The 24,955-nt window shown below is 72.1% G+C and carries 23 protein-coding genes; 8 read left to right on the top strand and 15 right to left on the bottom strand.

Annotation, left to right across the window (positions count from 1 at the left end; translation table 11 throughout):
- Positions 1-3: 3 nt before the first annotated feature.
- The 6 genes from JWR81_RS24470 to JWR81_RS24495 form a co-directional block, all read right to left on the bottom strand.
- Positions 4-384, bottom strand: coding sequence for a nuclear transport factor 2 family protein (locus tag JWR81_RS24470; RefSeq protein ID WP_297657737.1), 381 nt, complete (start codon positions 382-384; stop codon positions 4-6).
- Between the two features lie 26 nt (positions 385-410).
- Positions 411-1,622 (bottom strand): acyl-CoA dehydrogenase family protein, encoded by a 1,212-nt coding sequence (locus tag JWR81_RS24475; RefSeq protein WP_297657740.1) that lies wholly within the window; start codon positions 1,620-1,622, stop codon positions 411-413.
- 88 nt (positions 1,623-1,710) lie between these two features.
- On the bottom strand, positions 1,711-2,550 hold the full coding sequence (locus JWR81_RS24480) for a maleylpyruvate isomerase family mycothiol-dependent enzyme (RefSeq protein WP_297657742.1): 840 nt from the start codon (positions 2,548-2,550) through the stop codon (positions 1,711-1,713).
- Positions 2,551-2,570: 20 nt separating this feature from the next.
- Positions 2,571-3,038: a nuclear transport factor 2 family protein gene (locus tag JWR81_RS24485; RefSeq protein ID WP_297657745.1), complete on the bottom strand. Its 468-nt coding sequence runs from the start codon at positions 3,036-3,038 to the stop codon at positions 2,571-2,573.
- The gene (locus JWR81_RS24490; protein ID WP_297657747.1) at positions 3,035-4,240 is read right to left on the bottom strand and encodes an acyl-CoA dehydrogenase family protein; all 1,206 of its coding nucleotides are present in this window, start codon (positions 4,238-4,240) and stop codon (positions 3,035-3,037) included. Before JWR81_RS24490 ends, JWR81_RS24485 begins: the two co-directional genes overlap by 4 nt.
- A gap of 486 nt (positions 4,241-4,726) precedes the next feature.
- The gene (locus JWR81_RS24495; protein WP_297657749.1) at positions 4,727-5,416 is read right to left on the bottom strand and encodes a GntR family transcriptional regulator; all 690 of its coding nucleotides are present in this window, start codon (positions 5,414-5,416) and stop codon (positions 4,727-4,729) included.
- Positions 5,417-5,709: 293 nt separating this feature from the next.
- Between JWR81_RS24495 and JWR81_RS24500 the strand changes: the two genes are divergently transcribed.
- From JWR81_RS24500 to JWR81_RS24515, 4 genes are read left to right on the top strand one after another with little or no spacing between them, the layout of a single operon-like run.
- A complete protein-coding gene (locus tag JWR81_RS24500; RefSeq protein ID WP_297657752.1) occupies positions 5,710-6,204 on the top strand; it encodes a VOC family protein in 495 nt (164 codons plus the stop codon).
- A gap of 6 nt (positions 6,205-6,210) precedes the next feature.
- Complete coding sequence (locus JWR81_RS24505) at positions 6,211-7,002, top strand: citryl-CoA lyase (protein ID WP_297657755.1); 792 nt, start codon at positions 6,211-6,213, stop codon at positions 7,000-7,002.
- Positions 6,999-7,193, top strand: coding sequence for a hypothetical protein (locus tag JWR81_RS24510; RefSeq protein ID WP_297657758.1), 195 nt, complete (start codon positions 6,999-7,001; stop codon positions 7,191-7,193). Before JWR81_RS24505 ends, JWR81_RS24510 begins: the two co-directional genes overlap by 4 nt.
- Before the next feature lie 44 nt (positions 7,194-7,237).
- The gene (locus JWR81_RS24515) at positions 7,238-7,942 is read left to right on the top strand and encodes a GntR family transcriptional regulator (RefSeq protein ID WP_297657761.1); all 705 of its coding nucleotides are present in this window, start codon (positions 7,238-7,240) and stop codon (positions 7,940-7,942) included.
- Positions 7,943-8,089: 147 nt separating this feature from the next.
- Here the strand turns inward: JWR81_RS24515 and JWR81_RS24520 are convergent, their stop codons facing one another.
- The 4 genes from JWR81_RS24520 to JWR81_RS24535 all read right to left on the bottom strand — a co-directional run bounded on the left by JWR81_RS24520 (position 8,090) and on the right by JWR81_RS24535 (position 12,819).
- A complete protein-coding gene (locus JWR81_RS24520; RefSeq protein ID WP_297657764.1) occupies positions 8,090-9,286 on the bottom strand; it encodes a cytochrome P450 in 1,197 nt (398 codons plus the stop codon).
- Positions 9,283-9,933: a VC0807 family protein gene (locus JWR81_RS24525; RefSeq protein ID WP_297657767.1), complete on the bottom strand. Its 651-nt coding sequence runs from the start codon at positions 9,931-9,933 to the stop codon at positions 9,283-9,285. The genes JWR81_RS24520 and JWR81_RS24525 overlap by 4 nt, the downstream gene beginning before the upstream one ends.
- Positions 9,934-10,162: 229 nt before the next feature.
- Positions 10,163-11,461, bottom strand: coding sequence for an NRAMP family divalent metal transporter (locus JWR81_RS24530; RefSeq protein ID WP_297657770.1), 1,299 nt, complete (start codon positions 11,459-11,461; stop codon positions 10,163-10,165).
- Positions 11,458-12,819 carry a CBS domain-containing protein gene (locus tag JWR81_RS24535; protein ID WP_297657773.1) on the bottom strand — a complete coding sequence of 454 codons (1,362 nt, stop codon included), beginning with the start codon at positions 12,817-12,819 and terminating at the stop codon, positions 11,458-11,460. The genes JWR81_RS24530 and JWR81_RS24535 overlap by 4 nt, the downstream gene beginning before the upstream one ends.
- Before the next feature lie 315 nt (positions 12,820-13,134).
- Here JWR81_RS24535 and ppk2 point away from each other — a divergent pair, with 315 nt between their 5' ends.
- The 3 genes from ppk2 to JWR81_RS24550 all read left to right on the top strand — a co-directional run bounded on the left by ppk2 (position 13,135) and on the right by JWR81_RS24550 (position 16,220).
- Positions 13,135-14,025, top strand: a complete 891-nt coding sequence (gene ppk2 / locus JWR81_RS24540) for a polyphosphate kinase 2 (RefSeq protein WP_297657800.1) — start codon at positions 13,135-13,137, stop codon at positions 14,023-14,025.
- Between the two features lie 386 nt (positions 14,026-14,411).
- Positions 14,412-15,410: a zinc-binding alcohol dehydrogenase family protein gene (locus JWR81_RS24545; RefSeq protein WP_297657776.1), complete on the top strand. Its 999-nt coding sequence runs from the start codon at positions 14,412-14,414 to the stop codon at positions 15,408-15,410.
- Positions 15,411-15,782: 372 nt separating this feature from the next.
- Positions 15,783-16,220 (top strand): Lsr2 family protein, encoded by a 438-nt coding sequence (locus JWR81_RS24550; RefSeq protein ID WP_297657778.1) that lies wholly within the window; start codon positions 15,783-15,785, stop codon positions 16,218-16,220.
- A gap of 664 nt (positions 16,221-16,884) precedes the next feature.
- Here the strand turns inward: JWR81_RS24550 and JWR81_RS24555 are convergent.
- Positions 16,885-17,526: a hypothetical protein gene (locus tag JWR81_RS24555; protein WP_297657782.1), complete on the bottom strand. Its 642-nt coding sequence runs from the start codon at positions 17,524-17,526 to the stop codon at positions 16,885-16,887.
- Positions 17,523-18,794: a hypothetical protein gene (locus JWR81_RS24560; protein WP_297657785.1), complete on the bottom strand. Its 1,272-nt coding sequence runs from the start codon at positions 18,792-18,794 to the stop codon at positions 17,523-17,525. Before JWR81_RS24560 ends, JWR81_RS24555 begins: the two co-directional genes overlap by 4 nt.
- Before the next feature lie 199 nt (positions 18,795-18,993).
- Between JWR81_RS24560 and JWR81_RS24565 the strand changes: the two genes are divergently transcribed.
- A complete protein-coding gene (locus JWR81_RS24565; protein ID WP_297657788.1) occupies positions 18,994-19,374 on the top strand; it encodes a rhodanese-like domain-containing protein in 381 nt (126 codons plus the stop codon).
- Positions 19,375-19,470: 96 nt separating this feature from the next.
- Here JWR81_RS24565 and JWR81_RS24570 read toward each other — a convergent pair whose 3' ends face one another.
- From JWR81_RS24570 to JWR81_RS24580, 3 genes are all read right to left on the bottom strand, one after another.
- On the bottom strand, positions 19,471-19,836 hold the full coding sequence (locus JWR81_RS24570; protein ID WP_297657791.1) for an HPF/RaiA family ribosome-associated protein: 366 nt from the start codon (positions 19,834-19,836) through the stop codon (positions 19,471-19,473).
- 66 nt (positions 19,837-19,902) lie between these two features.
- A complete protein-coding gene (locus tag JWR81_RS24575) occupies positions 19,903-24,480 on the bottom strand; it encodes an HAD-IC family P-type ATPase (RefSeq protein WP_297657794.1) in 4,578 nt (1,525 codons plus the stop codon).
- A gap of 105 nt (positions 24,481-24,585) precedes the next feature.
- Positions 24,586-24,846, bottom strand: a complete 261-nt coding sequence (locus JWR81_RS24580) for a hypothetical protein (protein ID WP_297657797.1) — start codon at positions 24,844-24,846, stop codon at positions 24,586-24,588.
- Positions 24,847-24,955 lie beyond the last annotated feature (109 nt).

Below are 24,955 nucleotides of genomic sequence, written 5' to 3' on the forward strand. Positions count from 1 at the left end.
CTCCTATGCGGCGAAGACGGGCGTGGTGTCGACGTGGATCCGCTGCTCACGGCACCGGCCGTCCGCGGCGAAGGCGAAGAAGCACCCCCCGCGAACGGTCACCTCCTTGCCGTCCAGGCGGGTGTAGACCACCTCGCACTCGAAGGCGATGAGGTCGTCCTCGAGCTGCCACGTGCCGTGGAGGATGTGGCGCCAGCCGCCCACGCTCGCGCGCAGTCCGGTCAGGGCCTCACGGATGCCGTCGCGGCCCTCGATCGGGTCGGCGTTGGCGAAGACCATCCGGGCGTCCTCGGTGAACATCGCCATGAACGTGTCGGTCTCGACGGCGTCGATCGCCCGGTAGTAGTCGCGCAACCAGGCCTGGTACTGCTCGGTCACCTGCATGGTCGTCTCCGGTCTCGGCGAAGGGTTCAGAGCAGGGGGGAGTTGGGCGCCAGGCCGGCCAGCGCGCGGCCGTGGAACTCCAGGCCGGTGGTGGGCGACATGATCGCGTGGACCTTCAGCGCGGCGGCGTCACGCGCGAGGCGCTGCATCGGCGAGCTCTTGTGGATCGCCGAGGCTCCGGACGCGGCGCGCAGGATCTCCACGGCCTCGGCATAGAGCTGCGTGGCGTAGGCGACCTGGCCCCAGATCTGCGCGTGCTCGCCCTCGGCGTACGGGACGTCGTCGGCGGCGTGCCGGTCGACGATGTCGGCGGCCTCGAACGTCAGGGCGTCGGCGGCCCGGATCCGCAGCGCGGCCTCGGCGGCCTGGTGGTGGCGGATCGGGGCCGTGCTCTGGTCGCCGTAGCCGGTGTAGGTGATGGGCCTGCCGGACTTCAGCTTGCCGATGAAGAACTCGAGCGCGGCCTTCGCGACCCCGGGGAGCCCCGATGATCCGGTGGTGAGGATCGTCGAGATGATCGGGGTGCGGTAGAGCGGCGTGCCGGCGTTGCGCACGGTCGCGAACCTGCCCTGCTGGGCGTCCGCGAAGTGCATCATCCGGTCGGCGGGCACCCAGATGTCCTGGCCGGTCACGGTGTTGCTGCCGGTGCCACTCAGCCCGCTGGTCTGCCAGTCGTCGAGGATCGTCATGCCCTCGTAGGGCACGAGGAACATGCCGAAGCCCGGCGCGTCGGACTCGGGGTCGATGACGGCGCTGCGGATGGCGTAGGTGGCGTGTGCGCACCCGGTGTTGAACGGCCAGCGACCCGAGAGGCGGTAGCCGTCGCCGTCGGAGACCGCGACGGTGCCGCCGAGCGGGAACGACACCGTGATCCGCACGTCCGGGTCGGCGAAGACCTCGTCCTGGACGTGGTCGGGGAGCAACGAGGTGAACTGGGTGCCGTCGCTCCACAGCGCGGCGACCCACGCCGTCGACGAGCAGCCCTGGCCCAGCTCCCGGCAGACCTCCACCTTGGTGCGGGTGTCGGCCTCATAGCCGCCGAAGCGGCGGGGGAGCGTCAGCCGCAGCAGGCCAGCGTCCTGCAGCGCCTGGACGTTCTCCACGGGCAGCTTCTGCTCCTGCTCGCAGCGCTCGGCGTTGCGGCGCAGCAGCGGCACCAGCGCCGCCGCGCGGGCGACGAGCTCCTCGCGGCCCGGAACCTCGGTTCCGACCGGGTCGTCGATCGTGGATGTGCTCACGGCGGTCCTCCTCGTCGAGGCGCGGCGAACCGGCCCGGGACCCGCAGCGGTTGCGGGCCGGGCGACGGGTTCGGCGTCGTGGGTCTGGTCAGATGGTGAAGAAGAGCTTGCGGAAGGAGTCGATCGAGTTCTGGTCACCGCTCGCGGCGCCACCCTGCAGGCGCTGGTAGACGTCGAGGCAGAACTCGTTGCAGGGGAAGGCGAACGTCGCGTCGGCATTCTCCGGGGCGCCGGGCGCGAAGGTGAGGGCGTTCTCCTTGACCTGCACGGTCCAGTGCTCGTCGCCGGAGGTGGTGATGTGAACATCGATCGTCAGGTCCACGCCGTCGGCCACCTCGGGGGCGAAGCAGATCTGCATCAGCCCGAACATGAAGGGCACCAGGGTGTCCGACGCCTCGGTGTCGACGAAGGCGTCCCGGCCCAGCGCCTTGCGCAGGTCCCAGGCGTGCACCGAGTAGTCCATGAGCTGGAACGCCGCCATCATGAACGCCGGCACGGGTCCGACCCACTTGTGCGGCACCAGCCGGCCGGCCCACTCGTCCTCGGGGACGTCCTCGAAGTAGCGGAACAGCAGGTCGGTGCAGGCCTCGAGGCGGCCCAGCACCTCCCAGCGGTAGACGCCGCGGTACTCCCGCGCACTCTGCCCCAGCGCGTCGCCGTAGGCCCGCATCCCGCGGGGCTCCTCGGTGGGCCAGCCGTGCTCGCCCTGCTTGAAGTAGCCGAGGTAGCAGTAGGCGGCGTCGAGCAGGTGGCCTGCCATGTCGCGGACCTCCCAGAGGTCGCACGGGGTCTGGGCGTGCCACTCCTGCTCGCTGGCGGCCACCAGCATGTCGAAGCAGACGCGGAACTCCTGCCGGACCAGCCGGATCATCGTGTTCTTGCCGGCGGGCTGGGTCACGTCGACGCGGGTCGGGACGGTCGAGGTCATGGGGACTCCTTCGGGACGGGTCAGCAGACGGGGACGTCGATCTGGCGGAGCCAGTCGTCGCGGTCGTAGAGGGTCTTCACGGAGATGACGGCTTCGCCGCGGGTGCGGATGACGACGACACCGGGCAGCGAGAAGCGCTGGCCCGCACCGCGGTGGACGCGGCCGCGCCAGGTGAGCTCGCCGGTGAACGTGCCGGCGAACACCACCTCGGCGAGCACCGCTCCGTCCCCGGCCGCCGCGGGGGTCGAGACCAGGCCCATGGCGAGGCCCGGGAAGGTGACGGTGGTGGTGCGCAGGAAGTGCGCCACCGCGGCGTCGCGGGACCGCGCGGGCTCCGGGCGGAACATCGAGTGCACCTCGACGTCGTCGCCGAGCACCTCGCGCAGGGCGGGGACGTCGCCGGACTCGTGGGCGTCGTACCACCGGTCGAACACGGCGAGCGCGTCGGCCGGCTCCACGGCGGTGTCGCCCACGGGTGCGGCACTCACAGCATTGGGGTGTTCGGTTCGAGCCCGCACAGCGAGCGGCCGTAGATCTCGATACCGGTGGTCGGCATCATCACGGCGTGCGTCGCCAGTGCCTGGGCGTCGCGGGAGACGAGCTGGATCGGCTGGCTCTCGTGGATGCCGCTGGCCCCGCTGGCGTGGCGCAGCGTCTCGATCGCCTCGCCGTACAGGCGTGTCGAGTACGACACCATGCCCCAGATCTCCGGGATCTCGCCGGGGGCGTAGGGCTCGCCGGACTGCGCGTGGCGGCTGAGGATGTCGGCGGCACCGGACATCAGGTGGTCGCCCGAGCGGATCTTCATCGAGGCCTCGGCCACGTGGTGATGGGTGATCGGCGCCTCGCTGCGCTGCCCGTAGCCGGTGTAGGCGATCGGGCCGCGGGTGGGCAGCCGCTCCATGAACAGTTCGAGCGCCGCGCTCGCCAGCCCCGGGAACGTGCCGCCGCCGCTCGTGAGGACGTAGGGGACGGCCGGGATGGTGTAGATCGGCCGGTCCTTGTTGCGTTCGCTGCGGCCCTGTCCGAGCTTGAGCTCCTCCAGGCGCAGCATGCGCTCCTCGGGGACGAACACGTTCTCCCCGACCACGCTGTTGCTGCCGGTGCCGCGCAGGCCGCTGACGTGCCAGTCGTCGAGGATCGTGAGGTCGGCGTAGGGCATGAGGAACAGGCAGACCTCGGGCCTGCCCGCCTCGAGCTCGACGACGGCGGGCTCGGTGACCCAGGTGCCGTCCAGGCAGCCGGAGTTGAACGGCCATTTGCCGTTGAGCCGGAAGCCGGCGCCGTCGCGCTCGGCGCGGGCCGTGGGGATCAGGGTGGCGGTGCAGTGCACCGACGGGTCCCCGTCGCCGTAGACCTGTTCCTGCACCTCGTCGGGGAAGTGGGCGATCAGGAAGTCGGCGTCGGAGTAGAGGGTGGCCACCCACGCGGTGGAGCCGCAGCCGCGGGCCAGCTCCCGGAAGATCCCGAGCTTGGTGTGGGTGTCGATCTCGTAGCCGCCGTACTCGCGGGCGCGGGTCGCCCGCAGTATCCCGGAGTCCTCGAGTGCCTTCAGGTTCTCCTTCGGCATCCGGCGCTCCGCGTGGGCCTGCGGCGCGTTGGCCCGCAGCATCGGCACCAGGTCGGCGGCCCGCTGGATCAGCTCGGCACCGGCGGAGGCCGCGGTCGGGCGTTCGGCCAGTTCGGTCATGTCCCACTCCTTTGTGGACGTGCGTCGTGGACGTGGCGCGGACGGCGCCCGTCCCCGGGCACGGTGGCGCCCGCCCCGGGACGGAGCGCTGGGTCCCGATGGCTGACACCGCGCGGTGGCTGTCGGGTGATCGCATCCGGGACCGAGAGCGTCGCGGGCACTCGGTGTACCGGCCGCCAGCTTGTGGAAGCGGGTGTATCACCCTGTGTTGTATACGAGCTGACGGTAACGAGGGTCACAGTGGGGCGTCAAGAGCTTCGTGGGATCCGGTTGCGTGAGCGGGTTCGCCCCGCCTCGTGAACAGGTGCAATGCGGTACGGCAGCCTGTCGGCCTCGGGTCGGGATGCTGTGTGGCGACGTCGTGGGCGTCGAGGACGCGCAGGGGTTTCCGGCCGACAGAGAGCCCGACTGTGTACGAACTGCCGTGAACGTAGTCAGGACGAAGACACGAGTTGTGTACGATTCCCGGCGCTGGTGCCGATCAGCTCACGCGCTGGCGAGCCCGCTGTCCCCGAGTTCGGGGGCCTGCCGCTCCTGCTCCATCTGCCGCAGTGACCAGCGGCCGGCGCGCAGGTGGGCGCGCATGGCCCCCTCCGCCCAGTCGCCGTCGCCGACCTCGAGCGCCTCGAGGATCTCGCGGTGCGAGGCGAAGGCCCGCTCGAGGTCGGTGGGGGTGTGGTGGTGGAAGGCCTCGCGGACGAACGGCGTGGCGAGCAGCGTGGGGATGATCGCGATCAGCTGGCGGTTGCGGGACGCCTGGTTGAGCGTGACATGGAAGTCGATGCAGAGCCGGCCGATGTGCTGCAGCTCCGGCTCGCCCGCGCCGGGCAGCAGTTGCTCCATCTCGGTGCACATCACGCTCAGCGCGTCGAAGTCGACGTTGTCGCGGGCCTGCGCCGCGCGTCGCACGCCGTAGCCCTCCAGCAGTACGCGCAGGTCGTAGATGTCGTCGAGGTCCTGCGCGGTCCACCCGACGACCAGAGCGCCGCGGTTGCGCAGGATCTGCACCAGGCCCTCTGCCTGCAGCCGGTGCAGCGCCTCGCGCACGGGCGTGCGGCTGACGCCCGCGGCGGCGGCCACGTCCTCTTCGCGCAGCCAGCTCCCCGGCGGGTACTGGCCGTTCGCGATGCCGCGCTGCAGGGCCTCGTAGGCCGCTGCTCGGGCCGAGCTCGCCATGCAGACCTCCGTCGTCATGCCCTGTAGCCATCCCACCACACCGAGCAGGGACCCTGATTGGATACAAGCGTACGACACGGTGGGGGATCTTGTGTGTCTCGTGGTGGTGGGGAAGTGGCTCTGACGTCGTGATACATCCACTCAGGGATTGACCGACCGGACGACTTCACGGGGAACTCTTGTTCTGGTTCCTCCGCCTCGAATACAATTTCGCCGCCGCTGGGTGGCCGTCTGCCACCCCCGCTCCGTTCCGGGGCCAGGCCACCGCTCCGCCGCACCTGCAGGAGGACGACATGACCGCCATCAACTACGCGGGTCTCAACCACCTCGCGCTCGTCACGAACGACATGGACAAGACGGTGCGGTTCTATCGCGACGTCCTGGGCATGCCGCTCGTCGGCACGACGGGCAACCGCGACGAGAACTACCCGCACCGGCACTACTTCCTGAGCATCGGCCGCGGAGCCTCGATCGCGTTCTTCGAGTGGAAGGACATCGAGCTCCCGGGACGCAAGGACTCCGGCATCCCGGCGTCGGGCATCCAGTTCGACCACGTGTCGATCAGCGTCGACTCCGACGAGGACCTGGAGAACCTGCGCAAGCGCCTGCACGACGCCGGCTCCGACGTCAGCGACGTCGTCGACCACGGCCTGCTCCGGTCGGTCTACGCCACCGACCCCAACGGGATCTCGATCGAGTTCTCGGTGCCGGCCCGCGACCTGGACGCCGACCCCTGGTTCGACGACGCCGACCCCGTGGCCGCCGTGCGGGAGAAGCAGGCCGGCTGACCCCTGATGGCGATCTTCGAGGACGATCACCCGCCGATGACCACGTCGATCGGGCGGTCCACGGCCGACGACATCTGGGTGCAGGGGTACAACCTCGCCGACGAGCTCATGGGGGAGGTCGACTTCGGCAGCGTGTTCTACCTGTTGATCACCGGCCGGCTGCCGACGCCCGGCGAGGCGAGGATCTTCAACGCCGTGCTCGTCGCGCTGGCCGATCACGGCCTGACCCCCACGGCGCTGGCCGCCCGGCTCACCTACACCGGTGCACCGGACTCGATCCAGGGCGCGGTCGCGGCCGGGGTCCTCGGCGCCGGGTCGGTGTTCCTGGGGGTCTTCGAGGACGCGGGCCGAGTGCTCACTGCGGCGGGGCCGACGGAGGCGTCGAGCGACGCCGATCTCGACCGGTTGGCCGCCGCGGTGGTGGAGGAGCACCGGGCCCGTGGGGCGCGGATCCCCGGCCTGGGGCACCCGTTCCACAAGAACGGCGACCCCCGCACGGCACGCCTGCTGGCCATGGCCCGCGAGCACGACGTGCTCGGCCCGCACACCCGGCTGATGCTGCGCGTGCAGGAGCGGGCCACGTCGCCGTCGGGCAAGCCGCTCGCGCTCAACGCGGGCGGGGCCTGCGGCGCGCTGCTGTGCGACCTCGGGATCGACACCGCGGTGCTCCGCGGCGTGGCGGTCGTCTCGCGGGCGGCGGGCGTGGTCGGGCACCTGGCGGAGGAGGCGCGCGCGCCCATGGGCCGCACGCTCTGGTACATGGCCGAGCGCGAGGCCACGTACCAGGCGCGGCGGTGACCGGTCCGCTCGACTGCGTGCTCGTGCTCGAGGGTGTGCCGTTCCACTCCCACGACACCCGCAACACCGGCTACGCGACCGCGGTGGCCGCGGTGCAGGCCGGCGTCCACGTCCTGGACGCCGGCCTCGACCCGCCCGCGCTCCTCGGCCGCGCGGGTGGGTCTCCGCAGCGTGGTGCCCGTGCGCGATGATGTCCGGCGATCGGGAAGGGTCGGACGGCGGGGGAGGGACCGGGATGGCGCGTGCCGCGGACATGGCCTACGAGACCATCCAGAACGCCATCGTCACCGGTGAGTACGCGCCGGGCAGCTGGCTGCGCGAGGAGGACCTGGCCGAGCGCGCCGGGGTGAGCCGCACCCCCGTCCGTGAGGCGCTGCGCCAGCTCAACATCGAGGGCTTCGTGGAGATCGTGCCCAACCGGGGCGCCCTCGTTCTCGGGTGGACCGCCCAGGACCTGGACGACATCCACGACCTGCGGGCGCTCCTGGAGGGTTACGCCGTACGTCGCGCGGCCGAGGACCCCGGCACCGACCTCGCCGCGCTGGGCGAGCTCTGCGACGAGATGGAACGACTTCTCGAGGAGCACGGGGACGCCCGGTTCCCCCGGATCGGGGAGCTCAGCTCCGAGTTCCACACCGCCATCTACCAGTCGTCCGGGAACCGCCAGCTCATCGCCGTCATGCCGTCGCTGATCCAGATCCCGCTGGCGCGCGAGGGCTACCACCAGCGCACGCGCGAAGCGATCGTGCGGAGCCTGGCCCAGCACCGCGAGATCCTCGACGCCCTGTCGGCGCACGACGCGGACTGGGCCGAGTCGGCCATGCGGGCCCACATCCGTGCAGGCCGCACGTCGTTGCGACGGCAGGGCAGATGGGCGGAGGAGGGGACAGGGCAGGAGCAACCGGCCGCCGACGCCTCGATCGAGGCCGGCGAGGTGTGAAGACCTTTCCCCCACCGCCGCGGGGTCGAGCCCGGATGGGGATCCGCTCGCGTTCGGGGTTGTCGAGCGCGGCCTGGTGCGGTGTGCCGACGGGTCATCCCCGACGCAGGTTGGAGGGTGGCTACGTGGACGACGACGTCTCGCCCGTCACCAGGTCACGGGGAGGGCCGTCAGCCCGCCGGTGAGCACGTCCGAGCGCACCTGCAGCTGCTCGACGGGCACCGCGAGCGCGAGCGTCGGGAAGCGCGCGGGCAGGGCGGCGAACACCGCCTGCAGCTCGATGCGGGCCAGGCCCGCGCCGATGCAGAAACGGGGACCGTGCCCGAACGCGAGATGCGGGTTGGCCGTGCGCGTCACGTCGAAGCGGTCGGCGTCGGCGAACACCTCGGGATCGCGGTTGGCGACGCTGACGGCCAGCAGCACCGCGTCACCGCTGCGAATGTGCACGCCTGCGACGTCGATGTCGGCCTGGGCGTAGCGGGGGAGGCCACCCCCGCCGGGCGCGCCGAGCCGCAGGATCTCCTCGACCGCGCCGGCCACGCGGCCGGGATCGTTCCGGAGGGCGTCGGCCTGACCGGGGTGGGCGAGCAGAAGGAGCGTGCCGACGTCGATCCGGGTCACCGTGGTCTCGTGTCCGGCGAACAGCAGCATCGCGCCGAGCCCGGCGACCCGGCCGTCGGCGTCCGGGCCGTCGACGGTTGCGACGAGATCGGAGATCACGTCCTCGCCGGGCTCTGCGCGCTTGCGGACGACGAGCTCGCGCATGTACCCGAACAGCTGGCCGAGCGCGGCGGTCGAGGCCGCCCGGTCGTTCAGGTTGCACGCCCCGGCCGACCACGCGCTGAAGCGGTGGCGGTCGGCGAAGGGCACGCCGAGCAGCTCGCAGATCACCAGCACGGGCAGCGGGAACGACAGCACCTCGTGCAGGTCCGCGGGCGAGCCGTGCGCGGCGAGCTCGTCGAGCAGGCCGTCAACCAGGTCCTCGACGTGGGCCCGCAGCCGGCTCATCCGGCGCGCCGAGAAGGCCGGGGTGAGGACCTTGCGCATGGCGGCGTGGTCGGCGGCCTCGGTGGCCGCAGTGCCCATCGGGCCGCCGAGCACGGCGGACCCGGAGATCCGCGCGGCGTTCTCGGGGTCGGGGTGCGAGCGGCCCAGCCGGGGATCGGCGAACAGCGCCCTGGCCTCGGCGTAGCCGGTCACCAGCCAGGCGACGTCGCCTGCGGCCGTCCGCACCGGGTTGATCGGCGCGGTGCAGGCCAGCGTCCGGTACGTCGGGCCGACGTCGAGGATGTCGGGGCGCGGGAACGGGAGCTGCGGAAGCGCGGACGTGGGCGTGGTGGTCATGAGGGCCTCCCGGCCGGGTCGAGGGAACGCATGCGGGCGGCCCGGCGACGGACGGTCCAGACACCGACCGGGCCGATGAGGACGACGGCCAGCAGCGGTGACGCGACCATCACCGCGCCCGGAGTGAGCACGAACGACAGGGCGATGACGCACGCGGCGTGCACGACGAGAGCCGCCCCCCAGACCGCGGTCATCCGCCGCATCCCGGCGCGGTGCCCTGGCGAGGCCCAGAGGCCCTCGAACGCCGGCCGCTCGGCCGCCGCGGCCAGCTGGCGTCCGATCACGAACACGAGCGGGCGCGACGCGGCCAGCGAGGCGAGGAACACGACACCGATCGTCCCTGTGAGGAAGGCCCCCTGCACCAGCAGGAACCAGGCGCTGTGGAACAGCAGGCCGCCGGCCAGCCCGACGACGATGGCGCTCAGGCTCACCAGCGCCGTGCCGTCGACCCGCCGTGTCCGCAGTGCTGTCGCGGCGATGCCGGCCGCCGGGAAGACCGACCCCACCGCCAGCGCCACCAGCTGGGACGATCCCAGTGCGGTGAGCAGCTCGTAGGCGGCGAGAGGCGCGAGGATGTTGAGCAGCAGAGCAGGGGCCGCGGCGCGGCGGAGATGGCCGCCCGCGGCCGGTGAAGCGGTGGTGGTCATGACGAGAACGCTAGGCAGCGGGCACGCCATGGGCGTCCACCCACGGTTCGGACCCCGCCTCCACCCGCGGGTGGACGTTCACCTACTCGCTCACGGGGCGACGAGGTACAGGCTGTAGGCGACCACGAGCTCGCTGGCCAGGAAGCACGGCGCGGCGGCGGTCAGGCGCCGCCGGGCGAGGTGGACGGCGCCGTCCGGCCGGTGAACACCAGCGGTCCGGTTGGGCGTATCACCCTGCCCCGAACCAGCCGAGCACGGTCTGGACCAGCAACAGCAGCGACATCGCCGCGACCGCGACGACCGCCAGGGTGGCGGCGATCCGGAAGACGCGGCCGTTTGCGGCGTCACCGAGCACGCTTCGCCGGTTGGCCAGTACCAGGATGTAGATCAGCACGATCGGGCTCACGATGCCCTGTAGCACCTGCGTGCCGATGAGCAGCTGGATCAGGTTGACCGGGGTGAGGGCGACGGCTGCGCCGAGGATCACCTGGAAGGTGAACACACCCAGGAAGAGCGGTGCCTCGCGGAAGCGCCGGGTCACCGAGCGCTCGACGCCGACGGCCTCGCTGATGGCGTAGGAGGTGGACAGCGGGACGACCGCGCCGGCCAGTGCGCTGGCCCCGAGCAGCCCGAACGCGAAGAGGATCTCCGCTCCCGTACCGGCCACGGGGCGCAGCGCCCGGGCCGCCTGGGCGGCGGAGTCGAGTGGCCCCTGGCCGCCGATCGTGGCACCGGTGGCGATGATGATCATGATGGAGATGATGCAGGCGAAGATCGCACCGGTGACCGCGTCGAAGCGGGCCGCGGGATGGTCCTCCGGGCCCGCGCCCCGGTCCACCACCGCGGCCGCGGCGTAGAGCTGCATGTACGGGCTGACCGTGGTGCCGATCAGGGCGACGCCGAGCAGTACGAAGTCCTTGTCGCCGCTGAAGTGCGGCAGCACCAGGTTGGCGCCGACGTCCGCCCAGTTCGGGCGCGCCAGCACCGCGGCGACCGGGTAGGCCAGGAAGGCCAGCGAGAACAGCAGGAAGATCCGCTCGGCCCACTTGTAGGACCCGAAGACGACGAGGCCCCAGATGAGCACGGCGAAGATCGGGATCACCACGTAGCGGCTGATCCCGACCAACTCGAACGCCGCCCCGATGCCGGCGAACTCCGACACGACCAGACCGGTGTTGGCCAGCAGCACGCACAACAGGGCGACCGCGGTCCAGCGCAGGCTGAACTGCTCGCGGATCAGGGCCGCGAGCCCCTTGCCGGTGTGGGTGCCCAGCCGGACCGCCATCTCCTGGACCAGGACCAGCGCGATGGTCACCAGCACCATGAAGAACAACGTGCGGTAGACGAACTGCGAGCCTGCCGAGGAGTAGGTGGCGATACCGGCGGCATCGTTCCCCGCGTTCGCCGCGATCAGCCCCGGGCCGGCGATCGCGAGGTAGCCGAACAACCGGTGCCGGCGAAGCCGGTCCCACAGCGACGGGTGCGGGCGTGGAGCCGCCATGGCCTCCGGATCCAGGGTGCGGCTCACCGCAGCAACCTCGGGAAGTGGAGCCGGTCGGTCTCCCGCAACAGCGCGTCGACGACGTCGTCGGCGAGGATGCGGCCCAGCGGGCGGCAGTCCCCGTCGACCACCAGCAGCGACGAACGGCGAGCCTCGACCAGCGCCTTGGCGACCTCGCCGACATCGGCATCCGGTTCGACCACCACCGGATCGAAGTCCGGGTGGTCCCGGATCAGCTCACCGAGGGTCCGGTCGTCGGCGGCGGTGAACAGGTCGAACAGCGGGACGTCGGCGATCACGTGGTGCTCCCCGTCGCGGACCACCACGGCGTCGATCTCGTTGCGGTGCTCGGCCTGCTCGGCCGTCCGGGCCCGCACGCCGGCGATCGTGTCGCTCTCGTCCACGGCCACCAGCAACGTCGTCATGAACCCGCCGGCCCGGTTCGCCGGATAGTCCAGCAGCTCAGCCAGACGCGACCGGGTGGGCTCCGGCATCCGCTCCAGCAGCTCCACGCGCTCCTGCTCGCTCAGGTCGCGCAGCGCGTCCACCGCCTCGTCCGGCTCCATCGCCGCGACCAGCTCGGCCGCCCGCTCGGGGGACGACTCGCGCAGCAGCCTCTCCAGCACACCCGCGTCCATCTCCTCCAGGGCGTCGGCCGCCGTCGCGGGTTCCAGCGAGGCGAGCAGCTGCTGGCGGCCGGGCCGGCCGAGATCCTCCAGCAGGTCGGCGAGCTCGCCGGGGCGCAGCCGCCCCAGGGCCTCCTGGCTGCGGCGCAACCGCACCGTCGAGGGCGCATCGGTCGCCTGCTCGTCGAAGGGCGCCACCGCGTCCCAGTCGATCACCTTGTCCGGGGTGGGACGGGTGCGCAGCCGCCGGGGTCCCAACCGTCGCAGCAGCGAATGGGCGCTGACGTCGACGCCGACCAGCCGGGTCCGGTCGCCCACCGGGGCCAGGTAGAGGTCCGCGGCCCGGATCACCTGTACCCCGTCCACGTCCACGAGCTGGTGGTCCAGCACGTCCCGCGCGAGCAGCACCTCGCCGGGGCGCCGGACGTAGTCGCGCAGGTCCAGCCGGGCGGTCCGCAGTGTGACGCCGTCGCGGGTGATGTCCGCGATGTCGGAGGCCTCGACGAAGGCGTGCCTGCGGCCGACGCGGACCACCAGCCCGGTCACCGGCGGGTACCGCTCCTCGCCGTCCATCCGGACCACCACGTCCACCAGGCGCCCGACCTCCTGACCGGCCTGGTTGCGCACCGGGCCGGCGATCAGCCCGGCCACCGACACGATCGCCCGCCTCACCACGCGGTTGGCGGTGGCCCGCTCGGCGCGTACCCGGCTGCGGCCGCGCAGCGCGTCGGTCGTCAGCACGAGCGGGCGTTTCGGCACCACGACCTCCTCACCGATGCGGTGGATGCGGCGGTGCGAGCTGTAGGTACCCCTCCGGCTCGGACCCAATCCGCCGACCCCGATCCCCGCAGCGGTTCCGTCCGTCGCAAGCAGGTGGGTGCCGCCGGGCCGCCGATGGGTAGTCCGCGCTGTGGTCGATCCGAGGAGGACACGATGGCCCGGAACCCGAAGAAGTCGTCGGAGTCGGCGAAGCTCAGCTCCGTGGACGATTGTTCCAGCAGGTCGGACACCACGCCCTTCAGGTGGCCACAGGGCGGCGAGGACAGCCTGGACGTGCTCTCACACCTGCCCGACATGAGGGTCGACGACAGCGACGAGGGCGATCCGGTCCTCATCGGTCCCGACGGTCGGCCGGTCGAGACCTGGCGCGAGGGCTATCCGTACGACGATCGCATGTCCCGGGAGGAGTACGACCGGCTCAAGCGGCCGTTGCAGATCGAGCTGCTCAAGCTCCAGTACTGGGTGAAGGAGACCCGTCAGAAGATCGTCATCCTCTTCGAGGGACGGGACGCGGCCGGCAAGGGCGGCACCATCAAGCGGTTCATGGAGCACCTGAATCCCCGGGGTGCCCGCGTCGTGGCGCTGGCCAAGCCGACGGAGCTGGAGCTGGCCCAGTGGTACTTCCAGCGCTACGTCGCCCACCTGCCGGCGGGCGGGGAGATCGTGCTGTTCGACCGCAGCTGGTATAACCGCGCGGGCGTGGAGCGGGTCATGGGCTTCACAGATCCGCGCGACTACATGGAGTTCCTGCGTGAGGTGCCGGAACTGGAGCGGATGTTCGTGCACAGCGGCATCCACCTGATCAAACTGTGGTTCTCGGTGTCGCGCAGCGAACAGCGGACCCGCTTCGTGATCCGCAAGATCGACCCCGTCCGGCAGTGGAAGCTCAGCCCGACCGACCTGGCCTCGCTCGACAAGTGGGACGAGTACACCGAGGCCAAGGAGGCGATGCTGTTCTACACCGACACCGCCGACGCCCCGTGGACCGTGATCAAGAGCAACGACAAGAAACGGGCTCGGATCGAGGCCATGCGCTACGTGCTGAGCCTCTTCGACTACCCGGGCAAGGATCCGGAGATAGTCGGAACGCCCGATCCGGAGATCGTGGGCTCGGCCCTGTCGATCTTCGAGCACGACGAGCACGAACGCTTCCCGCCGCTGAACTACCTCAATCCGACGAGGTGAGCAGAGTGCCTCGCAGCGGTGCACCCGAGCCGGGACCACCGGCAGAAGCCGTCACCGCTCGTCGACGGGGGCGGCCGTCGGAGCCCACCCGGGGGTGAACAGCTGAGGAAGCGCGGACGGAGGCCGCGCAGAACGTCCTGTTCGGACGGTCTCGGGGGGGCCAGGGACGCGACCCGTCCGACGCCGGCTCCTTGCGCAGCCACCCGGGCGACGAACTCGTCGCCGGGCATCTTCTCGACCCGCTCCCGGCTCGCTTCCGCGACGAGTGGCTGGTGGTCCCGCGGCAGGTCCCCTCGACGTCGACGGGTTCCCCGGCCGGGGTCCGGGGCCCGTCCCGGGCCGATGGGCCCTGGCGACCGACCGGCGCAAGGCGGAGGGTCGGCACCATGCGCGCATGGGTGGTGGATCATCCCGGTCCCGTCGATCGGGGCCCGTTGCTGTCGGCGGAGCTGCCCGACCCGCGGCCCGGCCCTGGTGAGGTCCGGGTGCGCGTGGCCGCGTGCGGTGTCTGCCGCACCGACCTGCACCTGGCCGAGGGCGATCTGCCGCCGCACCGGCCGCGGACCGTTCCGGGGCACGAGATCGTGGGCGTCGTCGACGAGGTCGGGCCCGGGGCCGGCCGGTTCGCGGTCGGGGACCGGATCGGCGGCGCCTGGCTGCGCGGGACCTGCGGGCGCTGTCGCTGGTGCCGGTCGGGCCGGGAGAACCTCTGCCCGTATGCGACGTTCACGGGCTGGGACGCCGACGGCGGGTACGCGGAGCTGGCCGTCGTGCCGGAGGCCTACGCGTACCGGCTCCCGAGCGGTCTCGACGACGTCGAGGCCGCCCCGCTGCTGTGCGCGGGCATCGTGGGCTATCGGGCGCTGAAGCGAGCCGAGCTCCCGCCCGGAGGCCGGTTGGGGCTGTACGGCTTCGGGGCGTCGGCGCACCTCGTCGCGCAGGTGGCGATCGCGCAGGGGGCGATGGTGCACGTGCTGACCCGCTCGGCCGCCGCCCGCGCTCTGGCACTCGAGCTGGGCGCGGCGTCGGCGGGACCCGCGGACGCCGCACCGCCGGAGCCGCTGGACTCGGCCGTGTTGTTCGCGCCCGTGGGGGAGCTCGTGCCGGTGGCGCTGCGTGCCCTGGACCAGGGCGGCACCCTGGCGGTGGCGGGCATATACCTCTCCGACGTGCCCCGGCTCGTCTACGCCGAGGAGCTGTTCCGGGAGAAGCAGCTGCGCAGTGTCACGGCGAACACGCGCGCGGACGGCGAGGAGTTCCTGCGGCTGGCCGCGACGCTGGGGGTGCGGCCGACGGTGTCGCTCCGCCCGCTGGGAGAGGCCGACCGGGCGCTGGCGGACCTGGCCGCGGACCGCCTCATCGGCGCAGCGGTGCTCGTGCCCTGACCGCGCCACGCCCGCGACTGCCGGGCGATTCCTCGCAGCCCTGGGCCGTGAAGCCGGCAGCGATGAGCACTTCGGCACGACTGGCAAGCCGGATTCCGCGGGAAACGGGACATCGAAGGAAAGGTACCAGCCGGCGACAGCGGCCCTGGAACGTCTCCGGCTCCGACGGCCTGACTGTGAGGAGCAGAAGACAACGTCGGGCGCGGCATGGGGAACGGCACACTCTCGACGCTTCGCCGGCTTCTTGGCGGCGAGTGGACTTCCGCGACACCTGATCGTGTGAGCGGCGACTCGTCTCGGCTCGACATTCCCAGCAATCTGTGGATAATTGAGGATATAACTCCCCGCACAACCATGGATGGACGTAGGAATATGGCGCAGGTTACAGAGGTCAGGCTCGTCGATGACCTCGACGGTGGCGCAGCCGCCGAATCGATCGCCTTCGGGCTCGATGGGAAGACGTACGAGATCGACCTGAGCGAGACGCACGCGGCCGAACTGCGCGACGCGCTCGCCCCGTTCGTGAGTGCAGCGCGCCGTGGTGGTGCAGCCAACGCTCCGGCGACGCGGCAGAAGACCGTCTCCCGGTCCTCGCGCTCTCGCGAGGAGACCGCCGCGATCCGTGAGTGGGCCAATGCCAACGGCCACGAGGTGTCGAGCCGCGGACGGATCCCGTCCAGCGTCCTCGAGGCTTACGAGAACCGGGGGAGCGTTCCTGCTCCTGCTCCTGCACCGGTCGAGGAATCGGAGCCCGAGGTCGTGGCGGAGGCGCCGAAGCGTCGCTCCCGCAAGAAGGCTGCTGCTGCCTGATCGCATCGGCATCGAGGAAGGGGCCCGGGCTACGGCTTGGGCCCCTTCTGCCGTTCTGTGACCAGTTGGTGCATGTCGGCCTGAGTCACACCGGCCGGCCGCATCGTTCCTGATGGTGGCGGGCTCTGTGAGGAAGCGTTTCAGAATGAGCATCGAGAGTTCGTGGACATCAATCGCTGCGCGGCGGACTCGGCGCCCCCGGGTGCGCATTATCGTGTCGGCGATGAATGGGAAACGGGCTGCGACATGCGGCTGGAGGGCGGGGTCGAGAGCCGCGGCCGGCGACCCGGTCGTCGCTACCACGGGCGGGTGTCCGCTCCCGGTTCCGACGGTGGATGCGTTGTTCCCGGTGGTGCTGGTCGTAGATCCGGAGCATGGCGACCTGGGACGTGCCCGCATTCGCGGCCGCGGTGGCGGCGCCCGCGTCGCCGTGGTGTACGACGGCGGCGACTCCTGGGGAAGAGTGCCTTCGGGTGAAGATCAGGCCGGGATGAGTTCGGCGGCGGCTACCGGCGCACGGGTCGGGGAAAGACCGCTGGAATGTGATCGCCGGGCGACGGGTGCGATTCTCGACACGGGTGGTTGCCGACAATGCCGTTACGCGTGTCGAGGCACCGTCCGCCATTTTTCTCTCGACGCTACGTGACCGGAACTGTAGGGCCGCTCAGCTGTTGGCAGCCGTGGTGGGTTGCAGGCCTGCGTCGGCGGGTGTGCGGTTGATTTCCGTGCCCCTGGTCAGCGGGGTCGCGGCGAGCGTGACGAGGGAGGCGCCGAGAACGAGCGTGGACCCGGTGGCGAGGAGCTGCGCCGGACCAGTGAACTGGGCGCTGAACGGGCCTCCGGGCATGGCGAGGCCCCAGGCGGCGGCGGCCACGAGTGCGGTCCCGAGCTCGAGCCAGGGTGCTGGTCGTTGGTTGCCTGCGCTGGCGTTGGTCTCGGACGGGCTTGCCGCAATGGACTTCTGGCGGTAACCGATCACTGTCGCGGCCGCGGTGAGACCCAGGAACCCGAAGAAGGCCCACCATCGGAAGGGTAGGTAGCTGTGCGGGTCGCTGCCGACGGCCGCGGTGACGACGGCGATGAGCGCGGTGTAGGCCGCGAGTGGCTCGGTCGGTATCGCGCTGGTCAGGGCGTCGGTGAAGGACTGGGGCACTCCTGTCGCGGCCGGCCCGGGGGAGGTCCCGTTGGTCTCTGCCGCCGTGGGGGAAGTCGTGGGTTCCCCTCCGCGTGAGCCGCCCAGTGCCGGCGTGCCCGCGTCCGCCCGGTCGCGTTCGACGGCGAGGGCAGTGAGTGCTCGGATGCTCATCGGCTCGTCTCCACCGGTGCGTGGGCGGGGAGGCTGTCCGGCTCGGTGGAGGGAGCCGCCCGTGTGATGACGCCGGCCAGTGCGGGGATGAACTCTGCGGAGTTGTCCCAGTAGTTGTGGGCGGCCAGGCCACCTCCGCTGTGAGCGACGTTGTTCACGTGCAGGTCGGTCACCGGGCAGTTCACAGTGCCGCGGAGCACCGACTGATCCGGGTGTGGCATCTGCATCAGGGTGTGTGGGGACGGGTCGGGGAGCGCGTCGTCCGCGCGCCATTCCCCGGAGGGTTCGAGCGGGTCCGCGACCGGGTCGAGTGGGTCGTAGATGTTGAGCCAGAACTCGTCGGTGACGATGTCCTGGAGCCGGCCCACACGGTTGCCCCAGGCGAACAGGTCGACGTACTTGCGCAGGGGGCTTCCGGCCGTGACCAGCGCTGTGACCTTCGTCGGGGCGTAGCGGCCGAGGACGTCGACGGCGAGCACGGTGCCTTGGCTGTGGGAGTTGACGACGATCGTGTCGACGTCGTCGCGGGCGACGAGCCGGGTCAGGGCCGTTTGGACGAAGCCGCGCACTCGCTCGCGGAGGTCGTTGCGGCAGACGTAGCTGGCGACGTCGTGTTCGAGGGTGTCGAACAGGTTCAGCCGCGACGCCGGCGTCAACGCCGTGGCTCCGCCGGGCGCGGGCGGCGCGGCCCTGTGCAGCAGGTTCATGAGGTGGAGTCGATGGCGCGGGGCTGCCCCCGCTGGGCCGGGGTCGAGGTCGCGGCGCGGTTGCAGGCCGCTCGGCGGGGCTCCTGCGGGGCCGGCCGACCGACGGAGCATGGCCGCGATGTCGGCGGCCAGGAGGTGTGCCGCACCGAGCGGGTGGGCGTAGGCGTCGAGCGAGAGGGCGGTCCGGGCCAGGGTGTCGAGCGCGGAGCCCAGCCGGGGCCCGCCGACCTCCAGCCCGGAGTAGATCAGGGCGACGTGGGCGACGCGGCGGTCCGTCGGAGCGTCGCCCTGCTCGGTGACGAGTGGGCGGTGGGGGTCGAGCCGGCTGAGCCCGTTCTCGGGCTCGTTCCACGGGGACTGCACGTAGACCGGGCCGTGTACGCCGTGCTCCAGACGTTCGGGGTCGTCGCCCAGGCCGGGCACCAAACCGGATGCCTGCAGCAGCCTGTGCAGCTGGTCGGCGTATCCGGGGCGCCGGCCGCCCGGATCATTCGGGTTGTCGGTCGGCGGCTGTTGGAAGCCGATGCCGTGAACGGTGACCACACACGTAACCCCAGCCATGTCCGCGCTCCTCTGCATCACGACACGTTCCACGAACCTGATGCCGCCGGTGTTCGCCGAGATACATGTGGTGTGATGAATGCTGTTGCGCTGCGAGGACAGACCACGTCCATGTCGTCGGTCCGGCTCCGACCGCGACCGTCGGCCGACCGGTCGCCCGTGAGCGGGTCATCGTGCGCGGCGTGGGTACACCGGCCCGATGAGTACCGACATGAACCCCACCACCGCGGTCGACACGACTGAGGTCCCCCAGGTCGAGCCGGCCGATGCCGCCCGGCTCGTAGCCGACGGCGCGCTGCTGATCGACGTCCGCGGTCCCGACGAGTTCGCGGCCGGCCACGCCCCCGGAGCGACCAACATCCCGCTCGACACGTTGGACCCCGCTGCCCTGCCCCGTGACCGGGCCCTCGTCACGACCTGCCGGACGGGGCGCCGGGGCGCACAGGCCGCGGCCCGGCTGCAGGCCGCAGGCTTCAACGTGCACAACCTCGCCGGTGGGATGACGGCGTGGGCCGCCGCTGGGCTGCCGGTCGTGCGCGATGACGGCAGCCCGGGAACGATCCTCACCCCCACGACGTAGCCGGGCCGAGCGTCTCCCACCCGTCGCGTGCCTGATCGTCGGTCGCGTGCCTGATCGCCTGTTCGCACCCGTCGGATCGATCTCCCACCGGTGACGTCAGCTCGTCTTCTTCCTCAGGTGCCGGTTGCTCTTGGGCTCCCGCACCGACTTCTCGTCATCGATCTGCCGGATCACCTCGCGCTTGGCTTCGGCGAGCGCGTGTTCGAGGTTCCGGTCGGTGGCGCCCGCCACCAGCGGCGGGAAGCCGGGGATGTCCACCCGCAGGGTGACGTGCTGCTCCTTGCCGTCCCGGTCCTTCACCGCGACCTCCACCGACACCTCGTCGGGGTTCCAGCGCGCCAGGCGCGGCCCGAGGGCCGAGAGCGCCGCCAGCACCCAGGGCTCGTCCCCTTCCCGGAACCCGGCGCCGAGGCGCAGCACGTCCTGGAGGAGATCGTGTCGCCGATCCTCGGTCTCGCTCACCGCTGGCCTCGTCTCTCCTGGGTCTGCCGGTTCGCACTACCCCGCGGCCCCCGCGGCAAACATGCCTCACAGGTGTCCGACGCGCTGATGCACGGCCATGGAGCGGGACACCGGTCTGCCCGGCGAACGGGTTCGGCCCGGTGGGGCCGTCGACGGTGAACCGGGGGCGTGGTGGCCGACCGCGCCGCCGTCGTCGTGGGCGCCGCTGACGAAGGGCGCGAACAGGGTTGCGGCGGTAGCCGTGGTGGCGGCACCCGCGGCGATGGTCCAGCCGAGAGGTCCCAGGGGCGTGCAGCCGAAGAACCGGCTCACGCCGGGGGTCTGGATGATCGCGGCGAGGGCGGCGGCGGAGCCGATGCTGCTGGCGAGGACGGCGGGACTGGGCCCCCCGATGACCAGGGTCTGACCGAGCTGGCTGCCGACCAGGGCGGCGAGCGCGACGGTGCTGGCCCGCCGGGCACGGCCGGTGACCCGGGCGGCAGCCCAGGCAGCAGTGGCTGCGGCGGAGGTAATGATCGCCCTTCGGGTGATCTCGCGGGTGAGGGCGACGCCCAGGGAGGCCTCGGGGCCCTCGGTGAGCAGCGCGGCCGCGTTGGGCCCGGGCGGCCGCAGGGCGATGGCGAGAGCGGGTGCGAGGTCGGTCAGCAGGTTCACCAGCAGCAGTTGGCGGGTGTTGAGCGGGGACTGCCCGGTCAACGAGGCTCCCAGGACGGTGAAGGCGATCTCACCGAGATTGCCGCCGACGAGGATGCCCAGCGCCTGACGCACCGACGCCCACATGCCGCGCCCTTCGACCAGCGCGGCGAGGATCGTCTCGAGCCGATCGTCGGTGACGACCAGGTCGGCGGCGGCCCGGGCGGCGGGGGTCGCGCGGTGTCCGAGCGCGATGCCGACGTCGGCCAGCCGGATCGCGGCAGCGTCGTTGGCGCCGTCCCCCGTCATGGCGACGGTCCGGCCCAGGCGTTGAAATGCGCGCACCACGCGGACCTTGTGCGCGGGGGTGCCCCGGGCCACGACGGTGATGTGGGGGAGAACGGCGTCGAGGGCGGCGTCGTCGAGGTCGTCGAGTTCCGGCCCTGTGATCACTTGCCCCCCGTCGACGACGTCGAGGCGGCGCGCGATCGTCTCGGCAGTGCCGGGGTGATCACCGGTGATCATGATGATCTGGACCCCGGCCGCGCGCAGCGCGGACACCGAGGCCCCGGCCGCGGGTCGGACGGGGTCGGACAGGGCCAGGAACCCGAGCATCGTCAGGTCGGTGACGTCGGGGTCGGTGAGCCGACGACCTGGGTACCCGGTGCGTTCGGCCACGGCCAGCACGCGGTAGCCCTGCGCAGCGAGGTGCGAGGCGCGCTGCTGTATCCGGCGCCGGTGCCGGGCATCCATGCCGACCCGGCTGTCCCGCTGTCGGACGTGGGTGCACCGCGGGAGCACGCTCTCGGGAGCGCCTTTCACCGAGAGCAGGACCTCGGGGGAGTTCGTGTGGGCGGCGTCATCGGCGGGGCTGGTGGTGGCGAGGGTGGCGTGCAGGCCGCGGGACGGCTCGAAGGGGAGCATCGAGAGCCGGCGCCATCCCGGGAGGTCGTGCTCCCGGGTGATCCGGGCGGCGCGTGCGCCCTCGGCCACGGCACGGTCGGTCGGCTGCGCCAGTGGCTGCGTGCCGCGGCGGTCGGGGGTCGCCCGCAAGCCCGCGGCCAGCACGTGCGCGTGGGGCGCGGCCGGCTCGTCGGCCGGTGTGGTGGCCGCGAAGGTGGTGGTGTCGTCGATGGCGGCCAGCGCGATCCGGGCCTGGGTCAAGGTGCCGGTCTTGTCGAAGCACAGCGTGTCCACGCGGCCGAGGGCTTCGATGGTGCGTGGATTGCGGACCAGTGCCCCGTGGCGCGACAGTCGCCGGGCCGAGGCGAGCTGCGCGGCGTTGACCAGGAAGGGCAGACCTTCGGGCACGGACGCGACGGCCAGGCTGACCCCGGTGCCGAGGCTGTCGCTCAGGGGGCGGCCGTGCAGCAACCCCACCGCCACCACGGCGCCTGCCGATCCGAGTGCGATCGGGAGAGTGGTGGCCGTGATCGCGTCGAGGCGGGCCTCGACCCCCGAGGACGGAGCGGCGCCCCGGGTGGCGGCCATGCTGCGCCCGGCCTCGGTGCAGTCGCCGACCGCGACGACGGCGGCTCTGCCGCGCCCGCCGGCCACGCTGGTGCCCTCGTAGAGCATGCACGTGCGCTCGACGAGCTCGTCGGCGATCACGGGTTCGGGCTGTTTGGGCACAGGGAACGGTTCACCGGTCAACGCCGCCTCGTCGACCTGCAGCCCGGCCACGTCCAGAACCCGGCAGTCGGCCGGCACCACCTCGCCGGAGCGTAGCTCGACGACGTCGCCGACCACCGTGTCCTCCGCGGGCACGATGATCGGCCGCCCGTCGCGCAGCACCCGGGCCCGCACCGCCGAACCGGCCGTGAGCTCGGCGACGGCGTGCTCGGTCCGCAACCGCTGGACCCCGCCGATCATCGCGCTCAGGGCGGTCACGCCGGCCACGAGACCGGCATCGGTCACTGAGCCGACCGCCGCCGAGACGGCCGCACCGCAGGCGAGGATCGGGGTCAACGGGTTGTTCAGCTCCGCGACCACCGCGCGCAGCAGGCTGGGGTTCGGCAGCGCCGGACCGTGGCTGCGGTACCGGTCGCGAGTCTGGACGCTGCTCAACCCGTCGGGTGCGGTGTCGAGCTGGTCGAGTACGGCGTCGATCGGCATCGTGTGCCAGCTGATGCGCGGGACCGGTGGGGCGAGCGGACGCTCACCTATCTGCCGCGCGGCCCAGGTGCCCTCGGCGAACGCGGCCGCGGCGGCCGCGTTGACCGCGAGCATCGCGGCCTGCCCGGGCCGTGACCCACGTCCCCACCCCCGGTTCGACAGCACCCCGACTCCGCCGAGCACCGATCCGGCCATGGCCAGCCGCACACCGTGCCGGCTGACGACAGCGGCCGGTCCGCACGCTTCGATCAGCAACGCCGCGAGGTCCAGGTTCCGCCCGATCAGCACCTGCGCAGCCCGGGGTGGGTGGCCGTCGACGGCGTCGACGCCCACCCCGACGTCGGCGTTGCCCAATGCCGTGCTGCGTCGCGACACGAGCAGCACCACCCCGCCGTCGGCCTGTAGTCGCCGCACTGTGCCCAGCAGGTGCCTCCCGCCCGGCAGGACCGCATCGGGCAGAACCCCGTCGGGGAGCCCGCCCGCGACGACCGGCGGGGCTCCGGCGACCACCAGCCGGGTACCACTCCTGCGCGCGGCCGCAGCCAGCGCCTCCACCGAGTCCGACGCCTCCGGGATCACCCCGGCCACCGCGACCACCTCACCGCAGCGCGAAAGACCCAGGACGTGCAGGGCGCCGGAGTGCCTCGGTCGGCTCCCTTCACGGCGTCCGTGCGAGCCCCAGCCCTCGGGGAGATCGGGCGCGTCGCCCTCCCCGAGACGGGCCAGTTCCCACTTGCCGGAGCGCTGAGCTGACGTCGGGCAGCTCGGCTGGAACAACCTGTGCAGTTGTCCGGCGACCTCGGTCGTGTCGCTGCCGGGCCGAGCGACGATCTCCCCGAGGACCAGCCGCCCGGTGGCCAGCACCTCGGCGTCCAGCACGACGGTGTCCACCCGGTCGAGCCGGCGCAGGACCATCGGGTCCAGCACGACGGCGCCACGCCGTGCGAGCAACCGGCCCAGCCCGACCGCGAAGGCCTCCCGTCCCATGCGCGCCGCTTTCGGTGTCGCGGCCAGCGCCAGGTTCACCGCCCGGCGAGGGTTCCCGGTCAGCGGCAGCGCGAGCGCCCACGCGGCCGCCCCGGCCAGCCCGGAACGGTCGGCGTAGATCTCCACCGGGCCCGCGGGCAACGGACAGGGACGCTCCACAACCACCGGGGCCGCCGTGGCCGGGTCGGCAGGCAACTCGGCCTCACGCGCCCGCCACACGGCTTGCGTCGCCCGCGCCTCCGCGGCGACGCCGATCCGGTGCGCCCCGTCCACGACCAGCCCGAGCCGGCCGCCCGACAACCCCTGCGCCAACGCCGACAGCCCCGCCAGACCCAGATCGGCGCCCGGCCGGCCCACCACTGACTCCAGAGCGCGGCGCAGCCGGGGATGGCTGTCCACCGCGGTCACCATCGCGGCCAGCTCCGCTGGAAGCGGCGTGCGTCCGACGAGCGCTCCGGCCCCCGACAACGCCAGTCCAGCACCGGTCGCAGCCACGGCCAGCACCGCACGCTCGACGCTCGCGCGGTCCACCTGCGGCAGCGGGACCGGTGCGGCAGTCTCTGGGTTGCCGTCCGCGCCGTGTGCACGCTCCACCTGGTCGACGACCGTGATCAGCTCTGCCAGCCCCGGCCCGTCCTGCTCGAGGGCGACGACGACCCGGCCCAGCATGTGGTTGACACCGGCCCACTCCACGCCCGGCAGGCGCTGAACCTCCGCGACGACCGCCCGGCCGAGCACACCGGCACCGACACGATCCAGGCCCTGGACCTCGATCATGGCGCACTGATGACGCCGGTTCGCGCGACGGCCATCCACCTGCTCACGGTCCACGACGTCCAACACCCGGCGAGGTGCCTCGACGGCCGCGCGCAGCACACGACGCGAGCTCAGCACTGCTGCGGACAGCACGCCCACACCGACACCTCCTGACCCGCCGCCACCTGCCCCGGTGCCACCCGGTCGGCGAGGTCCTGCTGCCGTCGCTCCCGAGTGCTGCGGGATCCCTGCGGGGTCCTATTCGGGGATCCGCGGTCCAGGGGCAGGGGGCTGCGCGGCGCGCTCGCGGGCCAGGCGCTCCGCCACCACGCTCCCCACACCCACCGCCAGGGCGACCGGCCACTCGAGCAGGCCTACCACGGTGGCCGCCCCCAATCCGCCCCACCACAGCAGCCGCTTGGCATCCACGTCAGGCAGGCCCGCCGGCAGCGGAAGCCGGATGCCCCCGCCGACCGCCACACCGTGGGGGTCGCCGGATGCGTTGACACCGGCCTCCACCGGCGAACGACGCCCTGCCGTTGCCTCATCGTGTGCGGGGGAAGCGACATCGGATCGGTCGGACGCAGTACGTGTGCGTGGTGGCATTGCTCCTCCTGAGCCGCGTACA

The sequence above is a fragment of the Pseudonocardia sp. genome (genome assembly GCF_025965585.1).
In the GTDB taxonomy this organism is placed as follows: domain Bacteria; phylum Actinomycetota; class Actinomycetes; order Mycobacteriales; family Pseudonocardiaceae; genus Pseudonocardia.

Bases quoted from the DNA above. Each gene is read 5' to 3' on its own strand.
- JWR81_RS24470 (WP_297657737.1), bottom strand. From the start codon at position 384: ATGCAGGTGACCGAGCAGTACCAGGCCTGGTTGCGCGACTACTACCGG.
- JWR81_RS24480 (WP_297657742.1), bottom strand. From the start codon at position 2,550: ATGACCTCGACCGTCCCGACCCGCGTCGACGTGACCCAGCCCGCCGGC.
- JWR81_RS24490 (WP_297657747.1), bottom strand. From the start codon at position 4,240: ATGACCGAACTGGCCGAACGCCCGACCGCGGCCTCCGCCGGTGCCGAG.
- JWR81_RS24495 (WP_297657749.1), bottom strand. From the start codon at position 5,416: ATGGCGAGCTCGGCCCGAGCAGCGGCCTACGAGGCCCTGCAGCGCGGC.
- JWR81_RS24500 (WP_297657752.1), top strand. From the start codon at position 5,710: ATGACCGCCATCAACTACGCGGGTCTCAACCACCTCGCGCTCGTCACG.
- JWR81_RS24505 (WP_297657755.1), top strand. From the start codon at position 6,211: ATGGCGATCTTCGAGGACGATCACCCGCCGATGACCACGTCGATCGGG.
- JWR81_RS24515 (WP_297657761.1), top strand. From the start codon at position 7,238: ATGGCGCGTGCCGCGGACATGGCCTACGAGACCATCCAGAACGCCATC.
- JWR81_RS24520 (WP_297657764.1), bottom strand. From the start codon at position 9,286: ATGACCACCACGCCCACGTCCGCGCTTCCGCAGCTCCCGTTCCCGCGC.
- JWR81_RS24525 (WP_297657767.1), bottom strand. From the start codon at position 9,933: ATGACCACCACCGCTTCACCGGCCGCGGGCGGCCATCTCCGCCGCGCC.
- ppk2 (WP_297657800.1), top strand. From the start codon at position 13,135: ATGAGGGTCGACGACAGCGACGAGGGCGATCCGGTCCTCATCGGTCCC.
- JWR81_RS24545 (WP_297657776.1), top strand. From the start codon at position 14,412: ATGCGCGCATGGGTGGTGGATCATCCCGGTCCCGTCGATCGGGGCCCG.
- JWR81_RS24550 (WP_297657778.1), top strand. From the start codon at position 15,783: ATGGCGCAGGTTACAGAGGTCAGGCTCGTCGATGACCTCGACGGTGGC.
- JWR81_RS24555 (WP_297657782.1), bottom strand. From the start codon at position 17,526: ATGAGCATCCGAGCACTCACTGCCCTCGCCGTCGAACGCGACCGGGCG.
- JWR81_RS24560 (WP_297657785.1), bottom strand. From the start codon at position 18,794: ATGGCTGGGGTTACGTGTGTGGTCACCGTTCACGGCATCGGCTTCCAA.
- JWR81_RS24565 (WP_297657788.1), top strand. From the start codon at position 18,994: ATGAGTACCGACATGAACCCCACCACCGCGGTCGACACGACTGAGGTC.